The organism is Enterocloster sp. OA13, assembly GCF_022440595.1.
Taxonomy (GTDB): Bacteria; Bacillota; Clostridia; order Lachnospirales; family Lachnospiraceae; genus Enterocloster; species Enterocloster hominis.
In genome coordinates, this window is sequence record NZ_JAKNTF010000001.1 from 6,083,877 (window position 1) to 6,104,253 (window position 20,377).

Consider the following 20,377-nt stretch of genomic DNA (forward strand, 5'->3'; position numbering starts at 1 on the left):
ATAGATAGATGAATCTAGTAACAATTGAACATTTGACAAAATCATACACGGAAAGGCGGCTGTTTGACGACACTGCATTTTCCATCAATGAGGGTGAGAAGGTGGGCCTGATCGGCATCAACGGCACAGGCAAGTCCACCCTCCTGAAAATCGTGGCAGGACTGGAGGAGCCGGATGACGGCACCGTGGTCCGCACAAGGAACCTCTATATCCGCTATCTGCCCCAGATACCGGAGTTTACCCAGGGGGACACGGTGCTGGAGAGCATCATGCGGGACAATGAAAATGAAACCCACTACAGCTCCAGGGAAGAGATGTCCGCCACTGCGAAAAGCATGCTCAATGAGCTGGGAATCAGGGACCATGACGCCAAGGTGGAGACCCTCTCAGGGGGCCAGCGCAAGCGTGTGGCCCTGGCAGGCGTGCTCATGAGCCGGGCGGAGCTACTGATCCTGGACGAGCCTACCAACCATTTGGACAGCGCCATGGCCGACTGGCTGGAGGATTACTTAAAGAACTTCCGGGGCGCCCTTCTCATGATTACCCATGACAGGTATTTCCTGGACAGCGTGGTGAACCGGATTGTGGAGCTGGACCAGGGGAAGCTCTACGGTTATCAGGGAGGGTATGAGGCGTTCCTCAGGCTTAAGGCGGAACGGCTGGAGATGGCGGAGGCCACGGAGCGCAAGCGCCAGTCCATCCTTCGCAGGGAGATTGCGTGGATCCAGAGGGGCGCCAGGGCTCGTTCCACCAAGCAGAAGGCCCACATACAGCGCTATGAGGAACTGCGGGACCAGACAGGGCCTGAGTATGACCGGAATGTGGAGCTGGAATCCATTGCCAGCCGACTGGGACGCACCACGGTGGAGGTAAAGGACCTTTGCAAATCCTATGGGGACAAGGTGCTGATGAAGGACTTTACCTACATTTTCCTAAAGAGCGACCGGGTGGGCATCATAGGCCCCAACGGAAGCGGCAAATCCACCCTGATGAAAATCATAGTGGGCTGGGTACAGCCGGACTCCGGCACGGTGGAGATAGGGCAGACCGTGAAAATAGGTTATTTTTCACAGGAAAATGAAGCCATGGACGAAAGCCTGAAGGTCATTGATTATATAAAAAATGCAGCGGAGTATGTGAAGACAAAGGACGGGAGCATCAGCGCAAGCCAGATGCTGGAGCGGTTCTTATTCCCGTCCAGTATCCAGTATACGGCCATAAGCAGGCTGTCCGGCGGTGAGAAGCGCAGGCTTTACCTGCTGCGCATCCTTATGGAAGCGCCCAATGTAATCCTTCTGGACGAGCCTACCAATGACCTGGATATCCAGACGCTGACAATCCTGGAGGATTATCTGGATACATTTCCCGGGATTGTGATAACGGTTTCCCATGACAGGTATTTCCTGGACCGTGTGGTAAACCGCATCTTTGCCTTTGAGGGACAGGGCCGGGTGACCCAGTATGAGGGCGGCTTCACGGACTACCAGAGGTCGGTCAGGGCCGAGGCGGATCAGGCCGGAAACCGTACGGCTTCCGGGGAAGCCCCGGGAACCGGAGCCGGAAACGCCGGGAATGCGCAGGAGGCCCAGGATGGTAACCAGGCCGCTAAGCGCAATAACTGGAAAGATGGCCAGAACGTCACCAGGAAGCTGAAGCTTTCGTTTAAGGAGCAAAGGGACTGGGAGACCATTGAGGAGGATATCGCAGCCCTGGAGGCAGCGGTGGAAGAACTGGAAAAGGAAATCGTCCGGTCCTCCAGCAATTACACCAGGCTCAATGAACTGATGGCTGAAAAGGATGCAAAGGAAAAAGAACTGGAAGAGAAAATGGAGCGCTGGATGTATCTGAATGAGCTGATGGAGCAGATTGAAGCGCAGAAATAATTGGGAATGGGATTATTATATATTAATACTACGGCCGCAGTGGATTGGGATTCACTGCGGTTGTTTTTTCCGCATAAATGGGGAATATTATCTGAAACTGAAATACATAAATGGAAAATGGATGACGATATTATAGGGAAGGGGCTATTTTGTTGACAAAGGGACAAAGTGATTATATACTTTTTGTATCGTGTCTGATTGGACACAGGCGGTTTGAGGAAAGGCGGTAACTAGAGATGAAAAAGGGTTTTCAGATAGGCAGGACCGATGGAAGGATATATGCAATGGGTGTAACCGCTGTTGCCGGAGGAATGCATTTTTCATATGCGTCAAAAGGAAAAAGCTGCGCCCTGCTTCTATATAAGAAGGGAGGCACGGCGCCCCTGGACCGGATCTGGTTCCCGGATGCCCTAAGGACCGGGGATGTGTGGAATGTTACTGTGCTGGGGGACTTTGAAGGGCTTTTCTATACCTATGAGGTGGATGGGAAGGAGACGCCGGATCCTTATGGCAGGCAGTTTACCGGCATGGAGCATTGGGGAAGCCTGGAACGGGTTGGCAGACCGGTGCGGTGCCCGGTAATCAGCGCAGGGGAGGTATATGACTGGGAAGGGGACATGCTGCCCCGGATACCATATGAACAATGCGTGATTTACCATATACATCCAAGGGGATTTACAAAGCACGCCTCATCGGGGGTAAAGCAGGCGGACCGGGGTACGTTTAAAGGCATTGCTGAAAAGATACCCTATCTCAAGGAGCTGGGGGTCACGACCGTGGAAATGATGCCTCCGGTTGAATTTGACGAAATCATCATGCCTGTCCACAATGACAGTCCGTTTGAACCGGAAAAACCGGATGGGAAGCTGAATTACTGGGGATACACCCGGGGACATTCCTTTGCGCCCAAAAGCGCTTACTCCAGCGGCGGCGGGAAGGAGCCGGTGAGGGAATTTAAGGACATGGTAAAGGCGTTTCACCGGGAAGGGCTTGAGATTGTGATTGAGCTGTTCTTTGACGGAAAGGAAGCCCCGGCCTATGTGCTGGATGCGGTGCGCTTCTGGGCCCATGAGTACCATGTGGACGGAATCCATCTGATTGGTTATGCGCCGGTCAAGCTGCTGGGGGAGGATCCGTATCTCAGCAGGCTGAAACTGTTTGCCCCTGACTGGGAAGGCGTTGAGCCTGGGACGTGCAGGCACCTGGCCAGGTATAATGACGGTTTCATGATGGATATGCGGGGGCTGCTAAAAGGGGATGAGGGGCACATGGACCATCTGGCCTTCCATACCCGCCATAACCCGGAGAAGGTGGGGGCCATTAATTACATGGCCAACACCAATGGATTTACCATGATGGACCTGGTGTCCTATGACCGGAAGCACAACGAGGCCAACGGGGAGGACAACCGGGACGGTACGGACTATAACCTGTCCTGGAACTGCGGGGAAGAGGGGCCGAGCAGGAAGAAACGGATTGTCCGGATGAGGAAGCAGCAGCTGCGCAACGCCATGGTGCTTCTGTTCCTGAGCCAGGGAACGCCGTTAATCATGGCCGGGGATGAGTTCGGCAGGACCCGGAAAGGCAATAACAATGCCTACTGCCAGGACAATGAAATCTCCTGGATTAACTGGCGGCTTCTGGATACGAACCGGGACTTATTCGGATTTGTGAAACAACTCATAGCCCTGCGCAGGGAACATCCTGTTTTCCATATGTCCAAGGAACCAGCGCTTCTGGATTATAAGTCCGTGGGCATGCCGGACGTGTCCTATCACGGCCTTAAGACCTGGTGCCCCATGTTTGAGAATTACTGCCGCCAGCTGGGAATCCTGTACTGCGGGAAGTATGGGGAAAAGGATGGCGGGGACGATGACTATTTCTATGTTGCCTATAATATGTACTGGGAGCCGTGCGTGTTTGCACTGCCAAACCTTCCAAAGAAGCTTAGCTGGCATGTTGCCGTGAACACGGAAGAGGAGGACGCCATATATGCGCCCGGCGCGGAATGCCTGGTGATGGACCAGAAGAAGATAATGGTGAAGGCCAGAAGCATTGTGGTGCTGATTGGGAAGGAGGCGGCAGGCGGGACGGCGGATGAGCCTGCTGTGAAAAAAGCAGCATCCCCCTATAAAACCAAGGCGACAAAAAATAACCGGAAGGAATCAGATACCCATGTTGAATGAAGAAATACTCCAATATATACAAAACCACAGGGAAGAAGCCTACGAACTGCTCCTGACCCTGGCCAGGATTCCGGCACCGTCCAACCATGAGGAGAAGCGGGCCAGGTTCTGCAGTGAGTGGCTGAAGGCCCAGGGCGCGGAGGGGGTCTATGTGGATGAGGCCCTGAACGTGGTCTATCCCGTGGATGCAGGGAATGATGTTCCGGTAGAGGTGTATATGGCCCACACGGATGTGGTGTTCCCGGATGAGGAGGAACTTCCTCTCCGGGTGGAAGATGGACGGATTTACTGTCCCGGCGTGGGGGATGACACGGCATGCCTGGTCAGTCTCCTGCTGGCTGCAAAGTACATTGCAGGGCATGTGGGAACCCCTGGCTGGAAGGAGCTGAGGGGGCAGAAGGACACCGGACTGGTTCTGGTATGTAATTCAGGCGAGGAGGGGTTGGGCAATCTGAAGGGGGTAAGGAAAATCTGTCAGGTCTACGGCAGCAGGATGGTGTCCTTCTGCACCTTTGACAGCGGCCTGGACAGCATTGTGGACAGCGCCGTCGGCTCCAAACGGTTCCGGGTATGTGTAAAGACCCAGGGCGGCCATTCCTATAATGACTTTGGCCGCGACAATGCCATTGCCAGGCTGGCGGACATAATCAGCAGGCTGTATGCGCTCCGTGTGCCGGAAAAAGGCGGCAGGACCACCTACAACGTAGGCATGATAACCGGAGGTACATCGGTCAACACCATTGCCCAGCAGGCTCAGATGCTCTATGAGTTCCGTTCCGAATCAAGGGAAAACATGGACTATATGGAGAAAATGTTCCTGGATGTCATTGAACAGGTAAAATCAGAGGGCGCGGACGTGGACCTGGAGGTAATCGGCCTGCGGCCCTGCGGCGGTGATGTGGATCCGGAAAAGGAACGTGCGCTGGTGGAACGTGCTATCCGGGCGGTAAGCGGCGTCACGGGTGCTGAACCTAAACGCCATTCCGGCTCCACCGACTGCAATATCCCCCTTTCCCTTGGAATCCCCAGTGTGTGCGTGGGAAGCTTCACGGGCAACGGCGCCCATACAAGGGATGAATACGTGGAAACCGCGTCCCTGGAACAGGGATACCGGGTGGCGTTTGAGATGATATTGGGACATGACTGAAAATTGCTCCCGGGTCATAATGATAATTTCCCCTACATAGATTTAGAGTGGGTACTCTTAAGGAATGTCCACGATAGCAGGAAGCGTGGGAAGATATGGAGTGCTCCCAAAGGCGTGTATGTCTTTGGGGGCATTTTTGTACCCTGAAAAAGATGATGTGTTTGGGAAGAGGGGAGAGACAGATGGCAGAATGGCATGAACTGTCAGGAACGGATGTATTGAGCAGCCTTGAAACCGGACGGCAGGGAATCGATGATAGGGACGCCGAGGCAAGGCTTGAAAAATATGGGGAAAATGTACTGGAGGACAACGGCAGGCTTCAGTGGTGGCAGGTGTTCCTGTCCCAGTTTAAGGATTTGCTGGTCATCATCCTGATTGCGGCGGCAGCTGTCTCCATGCTGACAGGTGACCCGGAGAGCGCCATGGTCATTTTCGCAGTCCTTCTGCTTAACGCGGTGCTTGGCACGGTCCAGCACCAGAAGGCAGAGAAATCCCTGGACAGCTTAAAGCAGCTGTCCTCCCCGGAAGCCAGGGTCATCCGGGCGGGAGCGCTGGAAGTGATTCCCTCCTCAATGGTGGTCCCCGGGGATATCCTGATGATGGAAACAGGGGACCTGGTGGCTGCGGACGGGCGGCTTTTAGAGGTTCACGGGTTTACTGTCAATGAAAGCTCCCTGACCGGGGAATCACTCAGTGTGGAAAAACATATAAAGGCCATAAAAGGCAGGGAATCCGCAGTGGCGCTGGCGGACAGGACCAATATGGTGTTTTCCGGTTCCCTGGTGACCTCGGGCCGGGCCATGGCCGTTGTCACTGCCACGGGCATGGACACGGAGATTGGCAGGATCGCGTCCCTGATGAATGAGACAAAGGAGAAGAAAACGCCGCTCCAGGTCAGCCTGGACCGTTTTTCCGGCCGCCTGGCCATGGCCATCATAGCCATATGCGGCCTGGTATTCCTTCTGAGCCTGTACCGCAGGGAGCCGGTACTGGACGCCCTGATGTTTGCAGTGGCCCTGGCGGTGGCGGCGATTCCCGAGGCCCTCAGTTCCATTGTCACCATCGTCCAGGCCATGGGAACCCAGAAGATGGCAAAGGAACAGGCCATCATCAAGGATTTAAAGGCAGTGGAAAGCCTGGGCTGTGTGTCTGTAATCTGTTCCGATAAAACAGGCACCCTGACACAGAACCGGATGGACGTGGAACGGGTCTATATCAACCACACGGAACAGGATGTGATGTGGCTGGGCCGCAGCAGGAACAGGATGGATGTAAAACTGTTCCTGTACGGCGCCGTGCTCAACAACAATGCCTCCTCGGGCGGGGGACAGGATGAGGGGGACCCCATGGAGATTGCCCTGCTCCACATGGCGCGGGAGGCGGGGATGATTCCGGAGCAGGTGCGGATGATGAACCACAGGAAACGGGAAATCCCCTTTGACTCAGCCAGGAAGCTGATGACCACGGTTAACGAGGTGGAGGGACAGGAGCTGATTTTTGTCAAAGGCGCCGTGGATGTGCTTCTGAAAAAATGCAGCCGCCTTGCAAACCCGGCCGCCAGCCAGGCAGAGGGGAAAACCAGCGTCAAGCTGTCTGCCGCCGAAGCAGGAGACAGATTCCCGGATGGACCTGAAGGCGGAACCGGATACGGGAGCAAAACCGGATACAGGAGTGGAACCGGATACGGGGGCGGAGCCGGATACAGGAGCGGAACCGGAACCGGGACCGGGGACGTTCCCTCCCGCAGCCTGTCCTCCTCGGACAGACAGAGAATCCTGAACCAGAACACCCTCTGGTCGTCCAGGGGACTGCGCGTGCTGGCATTGGCCTGCCGTCCTTATGCGGAGGCAGGCAAGAACGGCGAGGAGGAGGACCTTATCTTCCTTGGCCTTATGGCGATGATGGATCCCCCCAGGCCGGAATCACGTTCAGCGGTTGCCAGCGCCAGGCAGGCCGGAATCCGCCCGGTGATGATAACCGGAGACCACAAGGTAACGGCCATGGCAATCGCGGAGAGGATCGGCATATTGACGCCGGGGGACATGGCAGCCACCGGGGCGGAGCTGGACCTGATGGAGGAAGAAGAGTTAGACCGGAGGCTGGAGCACATATCCGTGTACGCCCGCGTTTCGCCGGAGCATAAGATACGGATTGTCAGCGCATGGCAGAGAAGGGGCCATATCGTAGCCATGACAGGGGACGGCGTCAACGATGCCCCGGCCCTTAAAAAGGCGGATATCGGCGTGGCCATGGGCATTACCGGGACCGAGGTGTCCAAGGACGCCGCATCCATGATCCTGGCGGATGATAATTTTGCCACCATCATAAAGGCGGTGGCCAATGGCAGGAACGTTTACCGGAACATAAAGAATGCCATCCAGTTCCTGCTGTCCGGTAACATGGCGGGAATCCTATGTGTACTGTATACCTCCCTGCTGGCGCTGCCGCTGCCCTTTGCACCGGTGCACCTGCTGTTCATCAACCTGATTACGGATTCCCTTCCCGCCATTGCAATCGGCATGGAGCCGCCGGAGGACGGACTGTTAAAGGAACCGCCCAGGAATCCCAGGGAGGGGATACTGACCGCCTCCTTCATACGCGACATCCTGGTCCAGGGCGGCCTCATAGCGGCAGCCACCATGTGGGCCTATACCACGGGGCTTCATGAGGGAGGGCCGGGAAGGGCGTGTACCATGGCATTCTCCACCCTGACCCTGGCCCGTCTGTTCCATGGATTTAACTGCCGCAGCAGCCATTCCATCATCCGGCTGGGACTGGGAAGCAACCTGTACAGCGTCATGGCATTCCAGCTGGGCGCCCTGCTTCTGGCAGCCGTATTATTCGTTCCGGGGCTGCAGATCATGTTTGCGGCGGCGGATCTGAGCCTGAGCCAGCTGTCCACCATTGTTTCAGCTGCATTCCTGCCCACCCTGGTGATCCAGATACATAAAATAATAAAGGAATCCATTGTCTAAATAGTGTCTGATTTCTGAAATAATGGCAAAATCGTAGAAAAGTTCGGAAAAATGTGGTAGAGTAAACCTTAGAAATGATTTCGGCGCAGCCGCCGTAACTGATATGGCGCGGGCCGGAAGAATCAGGAGGGTATCATGAGACTTGTAACATATGAAATCGAACACAAATCCGGACTTGGGGTAATCAGCAAAGACGGCAGATGGATATATCCCCTGACATCGCTGGATATGGATTACAAAACCATGCAGGAACTGATTGAGAACATCAGTGATTCGGAAAAACAGCTGCTGGACTATGCGTCCGGCCAGGACCCATATAAGATAAAAGGGGCGGCCCCCATGGAAGAGGTATGCCTTAAAGCCCCGATTCCCAATCCAAGGCAGGATGTGATCTGTCTGGGGGTCAATTACATGGCCCATGCAGAGGAATCCGCCCGCTATAAGAAGGAAGAATTCAGCGGGGAAAGGCCCTTTGCCATCTACTTTTCAAAGAGGGTGAACCAGGCCACTGCGCCGGGGGAAGGCATTCCCAGCCATCAGGATATTGTAAAAGACCTGGATTATGAGGCCGAACTGGCAGTCATCATCGGCAGGGAGGCCTCCCATGTGCCTGCGTCCCAGGTAAAGGATTACATTTTCGGGTACACCATCATCAACGATGTGAGCGCCCGTACCCTGCAGACACAGCATAAGCAGTGGTATTTCGGCAAGGGCCTGGACGGTTTCCTTCCCATGGGCCCATGTATTGCCACGGTGGATGAACTGCAGTATCCGCCCCATGTGCAGATACAGTCCAGGGTAAACGGGGAACTGCGCCAGGACAGCAACACCCGTCTGCTTATATTTGATATTGACCATATTGTCAGTGAACTGTCCCAAGGCATGACACTGAAGGCAGGAACCATTATTGCCACCGGGACACCGGCCGGGGTGGGCATGGGATTTGACCCGCCCAGATTCCTGAAGCCAGGCGATGTGGTGGAGTGTACCATTGAAGGAATTGGAACCATTGCCAATAAGGTAATGGACTGAGAGGAGGATAAAAATGGACTATTTACCTATGACCATACGTAAACAAAAGAACATTGCCCTGATTGCCCACGACCAGAAAAAGCGTGAGCTGATCCAGTGGTGTGATGAACACAAGGATATACTGTCCAAGCACTTCCTGTGCGGGACAGGGACCACGGCCCGCATGATTACGGACGCAACCGACCTTCCTGTGAAGGGGTATAACAGCGGCCCGCTGGGAGGCGACCAGCAGATAGGCGCAAAGATTGTGGAAGGGAAGATTGACTTTGTGATCTTTTTCTCCGACCCGCTGACGGCGCAGCCCCATGATCCGGATGTGAAGGCGCTTTTAAGGATTGCCCAGGTTTATGATATTCCCATTGCCAACAACAAGGCCAGTGCGGATTTCATGATTACATCTCCTCTTATGGATGAAGAATATGAGCATGATGTGGTGAATTTTAAGCAGAATATAACTGAGAGGGCGAATACGCTCTGATGTATTTGCCGCATCACTGAATGTTAGGATGAAGAATGAAGCAGATAAGGGGGCACATAATATGGAACAGAATTTATATGATTTGATGGATTGGGCGGGAATTGAGGAACTGGTGTATTCAGAGGCATCCAATCCCCACGCCATGCTGGGACCTCATCTGACGGAATCCGGCCTTTTGATTCAGGCCCTGATTCCCACGGCAGCGGAGGTTGTTGTGAAGATTGCATCCACTGGCAGGAAGTATCCCATGGAGCTGGCTGACGAGGCTGGATTCTTTGCAGTCCTCATTCCCAGGAAGAGCATGGCGGCATATACCCTGCTTGTGACCTATGACAATGGTGTGACGGATGAAATCCATGACCCATACGCCTATGCGCCGCAGTTCGCTTCAGAGGACCTTAAGAAATTTGCAGCAGGCATACATTATTCCATCTATGATAAGATGGGCGCGCATCCAATGACCATAAACGGTGTTTCAGGCGTGTATTTTTCCGTATGGGCGCCCTGCGCCATGCGCGTCAGCGTGGTGGGGGACTTTAACCTCTGGGATGGAAGACGCCATCAGATGCGCCGGATTGGGGAAGGCGACGGCAGTGTGTTCGAACTGTTTATCCCCGGTCTGACAACAGGCGTGATTTATAAGTATGAGGTCAAGACAAAGGCAGGACTGCCCATGTTAAAGGCCGACCCCTACGGCAATTATGCGGAGCTGCGTCCCAACAACGCTTCGGTTGTGTGGGATATCAACCAGTACCAGTGGAACGACAGGGCCTGGATGGACAAGCGGGCCAAGACCGGTACAAAGGACAGGCCGTTCAATATCTATGAGGTCCATCTTGGTTCCTGGATGAGAAAAGAAGCCGCAAAGGATGAGTCCGGAGAGGATATAGTGGGCTCGGAATTCTATAATTACAGGGAAATAGCAGTCAGGCTGGCTGATTATGTGCAGGACATGGGATATACCCATGTGGAGCTGATGCCGGTAATGGAGCACCCGCTGGACGAGTCCTGGGGATACCAGGTCACAGGCTATTATGCGCCAACCAGCAGATATGGCACGCCCGATGACTTCATGTACTTTATGGACTACATGCATGGCAGGGGAATCGGGGTTATCCTGGACTGGGTGCCCGCCCATTTCCCGCGTGATGCTTACGGCATGGCTAATTTTGACGGCACATGCGTTTATGAACACATGGACCCCCGCAAGGGTTCGCACCCACATTGGGGAACGCTGATTTACAATTACGGCCGCCCCGGGGTTTCCAATTTCCTGATTGCCAATGCGCTTTTCTGGGCTGAGAAGTACCATGCGGATGCTATCCGTATGGATGCGGTGGCCTCCATGCTGTACCTGGATTATGGAAAGAATGACGGGGAATGGGTGCCTAACATATATGGCGGCAACGAGAACCTGGAAGCAGTGGAATTCCTGAAGCATCTGAACTCTGTGTTCAAAGGGCGCGGGGATGGAGCGGTCATCATTGCAGAGGAGTCCACGGCATGGCCCATGGTAACAGGGAACGCAAAAGAAGGCGGTCTGGGCTTTGACTATAAGTGGAACATGGGCTGGATGAATGATTTCACCAACTATATGCGCTGCGACCCGTATTTCAGGAAGAATAATTACGGCGAACTGGTATTTTCCATGCTGTATGCGTACAGCGAGGACTTTGTGCTGGTATTTTCACATGACGAGGTGGTCCATGGCAAGGGTTCCATGATTGGAAAGATGCCCGGCGCCACATTAGAGACAAAGGCAGAGAACCTGAGGACGGCCTATGCATTCATGATGGGACATCCGGGCAAGAAGCTGCTGTTCATGGGCCAGGAGTATGCCCAGGTCAGCGAGTGGAATGAGGGCGCGTCCCTGGAATGGGGGCTGTTGGAACTGCCTGTCCATAAGAATATGCAGGACTACGTGAGGACGCTGAATAAGCTGTACCTGGAACATCCTGCCCTGTATGAGATGGATTATGACCCGGAGGGCTTTGAATGGATTAACTGCAGCTATCAGAATGAAAGCATGGTCATGTTTGTCCGCAAGAGCAAAAAGGCCGGGGAAACACTGTTGTTCATCTGTAATTTTGATAACATGGAACATGAGAAGTTCCGGGTAGGGGTTCCCTTCGAGGGCAGATACAAGGAAATCTTCAACACCGATGCAAAGGAATTTGGCGGCAGCGGCAAAGTCAATGGCCGTGTGAAGTCATCTAAGAAGATTGAATGGGATGAGAAGGAAGATTCCATTGAAGTCAATATCCCTCCCATGAGTGTCAGCATATATACCTGCACGCCTGAACCAAAGGCAAAAAAGGCTGGGACTGGCAAGGCAGCGGCCGGGAAAGGGCAGGCTGCTAAGACGGTTAAGAAGGCTGGGAGTAAGGCGGAATCGAAGGCTGGGCCGGGGAAGAAGGCGGAAGTAAAAGCAGAGCCTGAGAAGAAGGTGGAAGTGAAAGCGGAGCCTGAGAAGAAGGCAGAAGTGAAAGCGGAACCTGAGAAGAAGGTAGAAGTGAAAGCGGAGCCTGAGAAGAAGGTGGAAGTAAAAGCAGAGCCTGAGAAGAAGGCGGAAGTTAAAGCGGAACCTGAGAAGAAGGCGGAAGTTAAAGCGGAGCCTGAGAAGAAGGTGGAAGTGAAAGCGGAGCCTGAGAAGAAGGCAGAAGTGAAATCTGAACCGGAAAAGAAGGCAGAGAAGAAACCAGCGCCTAAGAGGCTATCCACTAAAAAAGAGGATCAAAAAAAGCTGACAACTGCCAAGACCGACCAGAAGCAGATATCCACCGCCAAGACCGATCAGAAGCAGATATCCACTGCCAAGACCGATCAGAAGCAGATATCCACTTCCAAGACCGACCAGAAGCAGATATCCACCGCCAAAACCGACCAGAAGCAGATATCCACCACCAAGACCGACCAGAAGCAGATATCCACCACCAAGACCGACCAGAAGCAGATATCCACCACCAAGACCGATCAGAAGCAGATATCCACCGCCAAGACCGACCAAAAGCAGATATCCACCGCCAAAACAGACCAGAAGAAGCTGTCCACAGCTAAGAAAGAAACCGGCAGGATATCCACGAAAAAAGAAAGAACAAAACAGATATCCACAAAAAAGACTGATCCCAAACAGATATCCACATCAAAGACAGGACAGAAGCGGCTGGGGACATCCAAAGCAGAGGCCGGGAAAACAGAAGATAACAGATAAAGAGCAGAAAAACCATATAATACGCAGAAAAACCATATAATACAAGGAGAGCGCAGGCCCCAGGCTTTGCGCTCTTTCCCTGTTTATGGTATAATGACCAGGCAGGCAATAAGCAGGGCAGGGAAGCGGCCCCGGGGATGCTTGGTTTCCAAACACGCCCCGAAGGCACAACGGATATACGTATCACACTGCCGGGAGTCAATGGATGGGGAGGGGAAAGGATGTTCAAATACATAAAAAACCTATGGCTGACAATTTCCCTCAAGAAGAAGCTGGGAACATTTTCCATCATTGTCATTCTGGTTATGGGGCTTTCCATTGCCTTTAACATATTAATCATGAATTTTTCCCTGGACAGCTTCAATGTGATATTAAATGATAATTCCCTCTGTTACGATGTGCAGGAAGCGCTGGAACAGGAAGCAGCTGCCTTTGAGGAGTATGTAAGGGACCGTTCCTGGGAAAGGGCCAAGGAGTACAGGCTGGCCTGCTTTAAGACGGAGGAGAGCATAAAGGCCCTGCCTTTTCAATATACGGACATCAACCAGGAGCGCTATGCCAGGACCTGGAATATTAAAAACGGATATGAGGGCTACCGTGTGTTCCGGGATGAAGTGCTTCACATGAACCCGGAGGACAGGGGATTTGTGGACAAGCTTTATAAGGTGTACGGGATGCAGGGATATCTTCAGACCTATGCCAGAAGGCTGATGCAGGCCACCATCAAAGAGGGGAAGAGCAGCTATCAGCAGAAAGTCCCGGTCCTGTATTATATTCCCTATATGATCATGGCATACTCCATTGTGATGATCATAACCGTCATCTGTCTGACCAAGCTTCTGTCCAATACCCTGATTAACCCCATGGTCCGGCTGGCCCACTGTTCCAGGAAGATAGCCAGGAATGATTTCAGCGGCAATGATGTGACGGTTGAGAATAAGGATGAGATGGGCGAGCTGGTCCAGGCCTTTAATAAGATGAAACATGCCACTGAAGGGCATATTAATACGCTGAAGGAGAAAAATGAGATAGCCGAACGTCTCCATAAAGAGGAACTTGGCCGCATTGAAATGGAGAAACGTCTGGATGCAGCCAGGCTGGAGCTGCTGAAAAGCCAGATAAACCCTCATTTCCTGTTTAACACCCTGAACATGATTGCATGTATGGCCAAGCTGGAGGAGGCGGACACCACGGAGAGGATGATATCCAGTATGAGCAGCCTGTTCCGGTACAACCTTAAGACATCGGAGCAGATTGTGCCATTGGCCCAGGAACTTAAGGTGGTGAAAGACTACATGTACATCCAGCAGATGCGGTTTGGCAGCCGCATTGCATATGACTGCCAGCTGGAAGTGGATGAGGAGGAAACCATCATACCGGCCTTCACCCTTCAGCCGATTGTGGAAAATGCAATCATCCATGGCCTGTCAAAGAAGGAGCAGGGCGGAAAAATCCTTCTAAGGGTATGGAAAAAAGAGGATAAGGTCATCATATCGGTTGCGGATACCGGAGTGGGGATGAGCCAGGAACGGCTTATGGAACTGCGCACTGCCCTCAATGCAGGCGGGACCGCACGGGTCGGGATTGGGCTTGGGAACATCTGCCACCGGATCCACGCCATGTACAGGAACGGTGACTTCAGGATATACAGCAGCGAGGGAAATGGCACGGTGGTACAGGTCATCGTACCGCAGGATGAGCATGCGGAAATGGGAAGCGGGAATCAGGAAACAACATAGGGGGGATTACATGCTGCGTTTATTGATAGCTGACGATGAGGTGATTGAGAGAAAGGTCCTTTATAAAACCCTACAGAAGAATATAGGGGATCAATGCGTGATCTTCCAGGCTGAAAATGGCCGTCAGGCGCTGAGGGTCTATGAGGAAGAGAAAATCCAGATTGCAATCCTGGATATTGAAATGCCTGGTATTAACGGGATTGAGGCCGCACAGAAAATCCGGGAAAAGGATAAGGAATGCTGTATCATTTTCCTGACTGCCTTTGATGAGTTTTCCTATGCAAAAAAGGCAATTACGGTGCGGGCCCTGGATTATCTTCTTAAGCCCTATGATGAGCAGGAGCTGATGCTGGTGGTGGAGGAAGCCATGCGGCTGGCTGCTGAGTACCAGGCCAACCGGCAGGCGGCTGAGTCCCAGGCCGGACGGGGCCAGAAGTATGAACTGCCGGAGACAGCCCTTTCTGCGGGGGATGATATGGAGGACGGCGGCCAGGTCCGTCTGTCCAAGGTGACGGAAATCATCAGCCATTATATAGAAACCAATTACATGTACGACATATCCATGCAGGACCTGGCACGGCATATGAATTACTCGGAAGCCTATTTCTGCAAGCTGTTTAAGCAGTGCTTTAATAAGAATTTCACGTCCTACCTGACGGAATACCGGGTGGAGGAAGCCAAGAGGATGCTGGCGGAGCCTACGGTGAATGTCAAGGACATCGGTAGGGCGGTGGGGTATTCGGATTCCAATTATTTCGCAAAGGTATTTAAGCGGATCACAGGACAAAGCCCAACAGAGTACCGGTTGTGCATATTCCAGAGAGGATAAAGGCAGCGTTAAGACGTATTGTGTGATATATGCATAAAGATAATGTTAAGACAGGTTAAAATCGTACTATGATTCACAAAAATTTACTATGTTCAGATTAAGATTTTCCTCTTATAATTTAATTAGCGTAAAGAAAACGTAAACAAAATATGCGAAAGCATAAAAAATGTATAAAGAGGAGGATATGTTACATGAAAAAAAGATGGATGAGTGCAGCACTGTGCGCAGTAATGGTAGCTGGTTCCCTGGCAGGCTGCGGCCTGAAGACACCGGATGCACCGACAACAACAGCTGCTCCGGCAGCAACCGAGGCACCTGCAAGTGAGGCAGCCGGGGAGAGCAAGGAAGAGGCTCAGACCGAGGCAGCTGCCGACACAAGCGACATGCCGGAGATTACCCTGGTCATGGCTGAAGTTAACCCCTTAGACACGATTGTTGGACAGACCGATTCCAAGTTCAAAGAGACGGTTGAGGAAATGTCCGGCGGCAAGATTAAGATTGACCTGCAGGCCAGCGGTGTCCTGGGTTCTGAGAACGATGTCCTGGATACCATGCTGGGCGGCGGCGGAACCATTGATATTTCCCGTATTTCCGCATTTGCACTGACAAGCTATGGCGCTGAGAAGTCCGTACTTCTCTCCATTCCTTACACATTTGCAAACCGTGACCATTTCTGGAAGTTTGCTGACAGCGAACTGGCTCCTGAATTCCTCATGGAACCGCACGACAACGGACTTGGTGTAAGAGGCCTGTTCTACGGCGAGGAAGGTTTCCGTCATTTCTTTACTGTTAAGGAAGTAAAAGGCTTAGAGGACCTGAAGGGCATGAAATTACGTGTGTCCAACGACCCGATCATGAACGGTATGGTTAACGGACTTGGCGCAAGCCCAACGGTTGTTTCCTTCAACGAACTGTACTCCGCACTTCAGACCGGTGTTGTTGACGGTGCTGAGCAGCCAATTGCCAACTACAAATCCAATGCATTCCCGGAGGTTGCTCCAAACCTGATTCTGGACGGCCACACACTGGGCGCCATCCAGGTCATCATCACGGACGAGGCTTGGGATAAGCTGACCGAAGAGCAGCAGAACATCCTGATGGAAGCTGGTAAGGTTGCTTCTGAATTCAACAGGACCATCTCTGAGGAAGCTGAGAACAAGGTGCTGGATGAGCTGAAGGCTGATGGAATTAATGTAGTTGAAGTTCCTGATATCAAACCATGGCAGGATGCTTGTAAGGATATCATCGAGTCTTCCACAAAGGATCAGGCTGAGCTGTATCAGCAGATTCTTGATATGAACAATTAATAAACGGCAATCAGAACAGGCACAGGGAAATGAAATTTACTCTGTGCCTGTATTAATGAAAGGGGAATTGATATGCCAGCAATGTTTGAAAAGATTGATAAAATCAAACCCGCATATGATATGACATATAAGTTTGTCCTGTTTCTCTGCAAGGTACTTCTGGTAGTGGATATCCTTATCACAAGCATGGCAGTGGCAGGCAGATACATACCGTTCATTCCTGACCCGGCATGGAGTGAGGAAGTGGTACTGACCTGTATGTCCTATATGGCGGTGCTTTCTGCTGCCCTTGCAATCAGAAGGGGCGCCCATATCCGCATGACGGCATTTGACCGCTATCTGCCATCTAAACTGGTGAAGAGCCTGGATATCATTGCCGATCTGGCAGTGTTTGCCCTTGCAATCATCATGATTACGGTTGGCTGGAAATATGCCACCGGAATCGGTTCCAAGGGTACCTATGTAAGCATGCCGAAGGTTTCCAGGTTCTGGATGTACTTCCCGGTTCCTCTGGCAGGCGCGGCTATGTTTGTTTTCGAAATAGAAGCTTTGTATAATCATGTAAAAGGCTTCTTTGTAAAGGAGGAGATGGAGTAATGGATGCAAATAGCATGGCAATTCTGGTTTTACTGGGAAGTTTCTTCCTGATGGTATTCCTGCGTTTCCCCATCGCCTATGCGGTAGCGCTTTCTTCTGTGTTCTGCCTTCTGTATCAGGGGCATAACCTGACCACCATCTGCCAGCAGATGGTAAAAGGCATCAGTTCCTTCAGCCTGATGGCCGTTCCTTTCTTCATCACCATGGGATGCCTGATGGGGTCCGGCGGTATCTCCGAAAAGCTGATAGCCCTGGCCAATGCATGTGTCGGCTGGATGCGCGGCGGCATGGCAATGGTTAATATCGTTGCTTCCTATTTCTTCGGTGGTATTTCCGGTTCCGCTTCCGCGGACACGGCTTCCCTTGGTTCCATCCTTATACCGATGATGGTGGACCAGGGATATGATGACGATTTTTCAACCGCTGTAACCATCACATCTTCCTGTGAGGGGCTTCTGGTTCCTCCCAGCCATAACATGGTTATCTATGCAACCACGGCAGGAGGCATTTCCGTGGGAAGCCTTTTCCTGGCAGGATATATACCGGGTGCGCTTCTGGCTGTCACGCTGATGATCGGTTCCTATATCATCTCTGTTAAGCGCAATTATCCCAAGGGTGAGAAGTTCAGCATCATCAACCTGATTAAACAGCTGAGTATTTCCTTCTGGGCCCTGGCGGCTGTGCTGATTGTTGTATTCGGCGTGGTTGGCGGCGTGTTCACTGCGACTGAGTCCGCGGCCGTAGCGGTTATCTACAGTCTGATTGTCAGCGTATTCATCTACAGGGGACTTGACTGGAAGGGCGTATGGAGGGTGCTTGGGGACTGTGTGGACACCCTGTCCATTGTCATGATATTGATTGCAACATCCAGTATCTTCGGATTCTGCCTGACCCAGCTCCATGTGCCGGACCTGGCAGCCAGTACCATTACAGGCATGACCAATAACCCGATCCTGCTGGCCCTGCTGCTGAACCTGATCCTGCTGATTCTTGGATGTATCATGGACATGGCGCCCATTATCCTGATTGCAACGCCAATCCTGCTTCCAATCGCAACCTCCATCGGCCTGGATCCAATCCAGTTCGGTATCATGGTTGTCCTTAACTGCGGTATCGGCCTCCTGACACCTCCGGTCGGCGCAGTGCTTTTCATTGGCTCTGCCGTTGCCAAGGTGCCCATGGAGCGTGTGGTCAAGGCTACGCTTCCATTCTATCTGTGCATGATTGTTACACTGCTGCTGATTACCTTTATCCCGGCTGTCAGCATGTGGCTGCCGACCGTACTGGGTGGTATGGCGAAATAAACAGCGGTGTTTCCATATGATTCAAACGACAAATCTCCGTCCATGTGAATATGGGCGGAGATTTTTTGTGCGCCCGGAATGGGCGTAATCCTAGAGACAGGAGTCCTGTTGTGATTGGAACATGTTCATGGTTCCAATTGGCTGGCGGAGTCAGGATCCAGGTACAGCCTGGCTGACTTTTGAAGCCTGAGGATGCTGGCAGGGCAGCTTTCCGATATCTGGCCGTTTATAAGGCGGGATATGGCCTGGGCCTTGGTGGGCGCCGGAACCACGCAGAACAAAGCCTTAGCCGACATCAGCCCGGGAACCGTGACCGTCATGGCATATTCCGGAACCTGGTCCATGGATGCGAAACAGCCGTCATTGACCTGCTGCTGGCGGCAGACCGGATCCAGCTTTACCGGTTTTACCAGACGCGTGTCGTTAAAATCAGCCACGGGTGGGTCGTTGAATGCCACATGGCCATTTTCACCCACGCCCAGGACGCAGATATCGATGGGATGTTCTTTTAACAGGGCTTCGTAGCGCGCCGCTTCCTTCTCAGGCTCTGTTGTTTCGGGGGAAATATAATTCACCTGGGCAAAGGGCTTGCGGCCGAAGAGATGTTCCCGCAGGAAGTTCCCGAAGCCCTGGGGCGCGTCCGGTGATAACCCGATGTATTCGTCCATGTGGAAGCAGTTAATCCGTGTCCAGTCCACATCCTCCGCTTCCAGCAGTCCGGCCAGGACTTCATTCTGGGACGGCGCCGCCCCGAACATCATGTTGATTACAGGCTTCTGGGAAAGCATCACATGAATCATGGCAATGATATCCCTGGCAGCTGCCTTTCCCATCTTCCCGCGGTCTTCGTAGATAAAGCATTGCAAAGCGTCTTTTGTAAAATATTGTATGGTTTCCATAAGTCCTCCTTCTTGTTAGTGGTGCATGCCCCCGGCTCTGCTTATCACAGGGAAAGCAGGCGTGCTGCTGACTGGCTGTCCAGGAACAGTCTCCAATCCGGATGTGTTTTTAGGATGGTGGCCGGTACTTCAGGGCTTACCGGTTCCGTCACGGTGTGCAGGATGGCTTCGGCCTTCACATCGTGGGGGACGGCTGAGATGATATGGCGGCATGACATGATCTGTTTCACGCACATGGTTATGGCCTGCCTGGGTACGGAATCGACATCTGGGAACCATCCTTCGCCTACCTGCTGTTTCTTGCATCTCTCATCCAGATCGACTATCTTGTAGGCTTCGTCCGTATCAAAATCAGCGGGCGGGTCATTGAATGCAATGTGCCCGTTTTCGCCGATCCCGATGACGCCCACGTCCACCGGCTCCTTCATAAGCTCACGGGACAGGGCGGCAATATTCCCGGCTACATCTCCTTCGCCGTCAACAAAATAGGCTGCTTTCAGGGGAACCCTGCTGACAAAGCGCTCCTTTAAGTATTTGCGGAAGCTGGCAGGATGGCTTTCGGGAAGGGCCACGTACTCGTCCAGATGGAACATCTCTACCTGCTCCCAGGGAACGTCAAGGCCGATAAGTGCCTCCAGGGTCTCAAATTGGGAGGCCCCGGTGGACAGCACCAGCCGGGCATGGCCCTGGCGTCTGACGGCCTCATTTAAAAGATCGGCAATTGCATTGGCTGCCTGTGCCCCCAGTTCTTTGGGGGTAGAAGATACATGGATCATCATGCTCATAATAT

The 20,377-nt window shown here is 52.7% G+C and carries 13 protein-coding genes and 1 pseudogene; 12 read left to right on the forward strand and 2 right to left on the reverse strand.

The genetic code is table 11. The annotated features are described in order from the left end of the window. Positions 1 to 8: 8 nt before the first annotated feature. The 12 genes and pseudogenes from MCJ35_RS27160 to MCJ35_RS27215 all read left to right on the forward strand — a co-directional run bounded on the left by MCJ35_RS27160 (position 9) and on the right by MCJ35_RS27215 (position 18,688). Positions 9 to 1,883 carry an ABC-F family ATP-binding cassette domain-containing protein gene (locus tag MCJ35_RS27160; protein ID WP_025484314.1) on the forward strand — a complete coding sequence of 625 codons (1,875 nt, stop codon included), beginning with the start codon at positions 9 to 11 and terminating at the stop codon, positions 1,881 to 1,883. 236 nt (positions 1,884 to 2,119) lie between these two features. Further along, positions 2,120 to 4,159, forward strand: a pseudogene (locus MCJ35_RS27165) (alpha-amylase). 79 nt (positions 4,160 to 4,238) lie between these two features. After that, positions 4,239 to 5,216, forward strand: a complete 978-nt coding sequence (locus MCJ35_RS27170) for a M20/M25/M40 family metallo-hydrolase (protein WP_025484313.1) — start codon at positions 4,239 to 4,241, stop codon at positions 5,214 to 5,216. Positions 5,217 to 5,398: 182 nt separating this feature from the next. Then, positions 5,399 to 8,191, forward strand: a complete 2,793-nt coding sequence (locus MCJ35_RS27175; protein WP_025484311.1) for a cation-translocating P-type ATPase — start codon at positions 5,399 to 5,401, stop codon at positions 8,189 to 8,191. A gap of 135 nt (positions 8,192 to 8,326) precedes the next feature. Continuing rightward, positions 8,327 to 9,223, forward strand: coding sequence for a fumarylacetoacetate hydrolase family protein (locus tag MCJ35_RS27180; protein ID WP_025484310.1), 897 nt, complete (start codon positions 8,327 to 8,329; stop codon positions 9,221 to 9,223). 13 nt (positions 9,224 to 9,236) lie between these two features. Beyond that, positions 9,237 to 9,701, forward strand: coding sequence for a methylglyoxal synthase (locus MCJ35_RS27185; protein ID WP_008723942.1), 465 nt, complete (start codon positions 9,237 to 9,239; stop codon positions 9,699 to 9,701). A 61-nt stretch (positions 9,702 to 9,762) separates the two neighbouring features. Then, positions 9,763 to 12,912: a 1,4-alpha-glucan branching protein GlgB gene (gene glgB, locus MCJ35_RS27190; protein WP_240299714.1), complete on the forward strand. Its 3,150-nt coding sequence runs from the start codon at positions 9,763 to 9,765 to the stop codon at positions 12,910 to 12,912. A 221-nt stretch (positions 12,913 to 13,133) separates the two neighbouring features. Then, positions 13,134 to 14,651, forward strand: a complete 1,518-nt coding sequence (locus tag MCJ35_RS27195) for a sensor histidine kinase (RefSeq protein ID WP_025484305.1) — start codon at positions 13,134 to 13,136, stop codon at positions 14,649 to 14,651. 10 nt (positions 14,652 to 14,661) lie between these two features. Further along, positions 14,662 to 15,480: a response regulator transcription factor gene (locus MCJ35_RS27200; protein WP_240299715.1), complete on the forward strand. Its 819-nt coding sequence runs from the start codon at positions 14,662 to 14,664 to the stop codon at positions 15,478 to 15,480. Between the two features lie 191 nt (positions 15,481 to 15,671). Continuing rightward, positions 15,672 to 16,787 carry a TRAP transporter substrate-binding protein gene (locus tag MCJ35_RS27205; protein WP_025484304.1) on the forward strand — a complete coding sequence of 372 codons (1,116 nt, stop codon included), beginning with the start codon at positions 15,672 to 15,674 and terminating at the stop codon, positions 16,785 to 16,787. 72 nt (positions 16,788 to 16,859) lie between these two features. Further along, the gene (locus tag MCJ35_RS27210) at positions 16,860 to 17,384 is read left to right on the forward strand and encodes a TRAP transporter small permease (RefSeq protein ID WP_008723949.1); all 525 of its coding nucleotides are present in this window, start codon (positions 16,860 to 16,862) and stop codon (positions 17,382 to 17,384) included. Further along, positions 17,384 to 18,688 carry a TRAP transporter large permease gene (locus tag MCJ35_RS27215; RefSeq protein WP_008723950.1) on the forward strand — a complete coding sequence of 435 codons (1,305 nt, stop codon included), beginning with the start codon at positions 17,384 to 17,386 and terminating at the stop codon, positions 18,686 to 18,688. The genes MCJ35_RS27210 and MCJ35_RS27215 overlap by 1 nt, the downstream gene beginning before the upstream one ends. A gap of 125 nt (positions 18,689 to 18,813) precedes the next feature. Here the strand turns inward: MCJ35_RS27215 and MCJ35_RS27220 are convergent, their stop codons facing one another. Then, positions 18,814 to 19,587: a glucosamine-6-phosphate deaminase gene (locus MCJ35_RS27220; protein ID WP_025484303.1), complete on the reverse strand. Its 774-nt coding sequence runs from the start codon at positions 19,585 to 19,587 to the stop codon at positions 18,814 to 18,816. 44 nt (positions 19,588 to 19,631) lie between these two features. Continuing rightward, complete coding sequence (locus MCJ35_RS27225; RefSeq protein ID WP_240299716.1) at positions 19,632 to 20,372, reverse strand: glucosamine-6-phosphate deaminase; 741 nt, start codon at positions 20,370 to 20,372, stop codon at positions 19,632 to 19,634. Positions 20,373 to 20,377 lie beyond the last annotated feature (5 nt).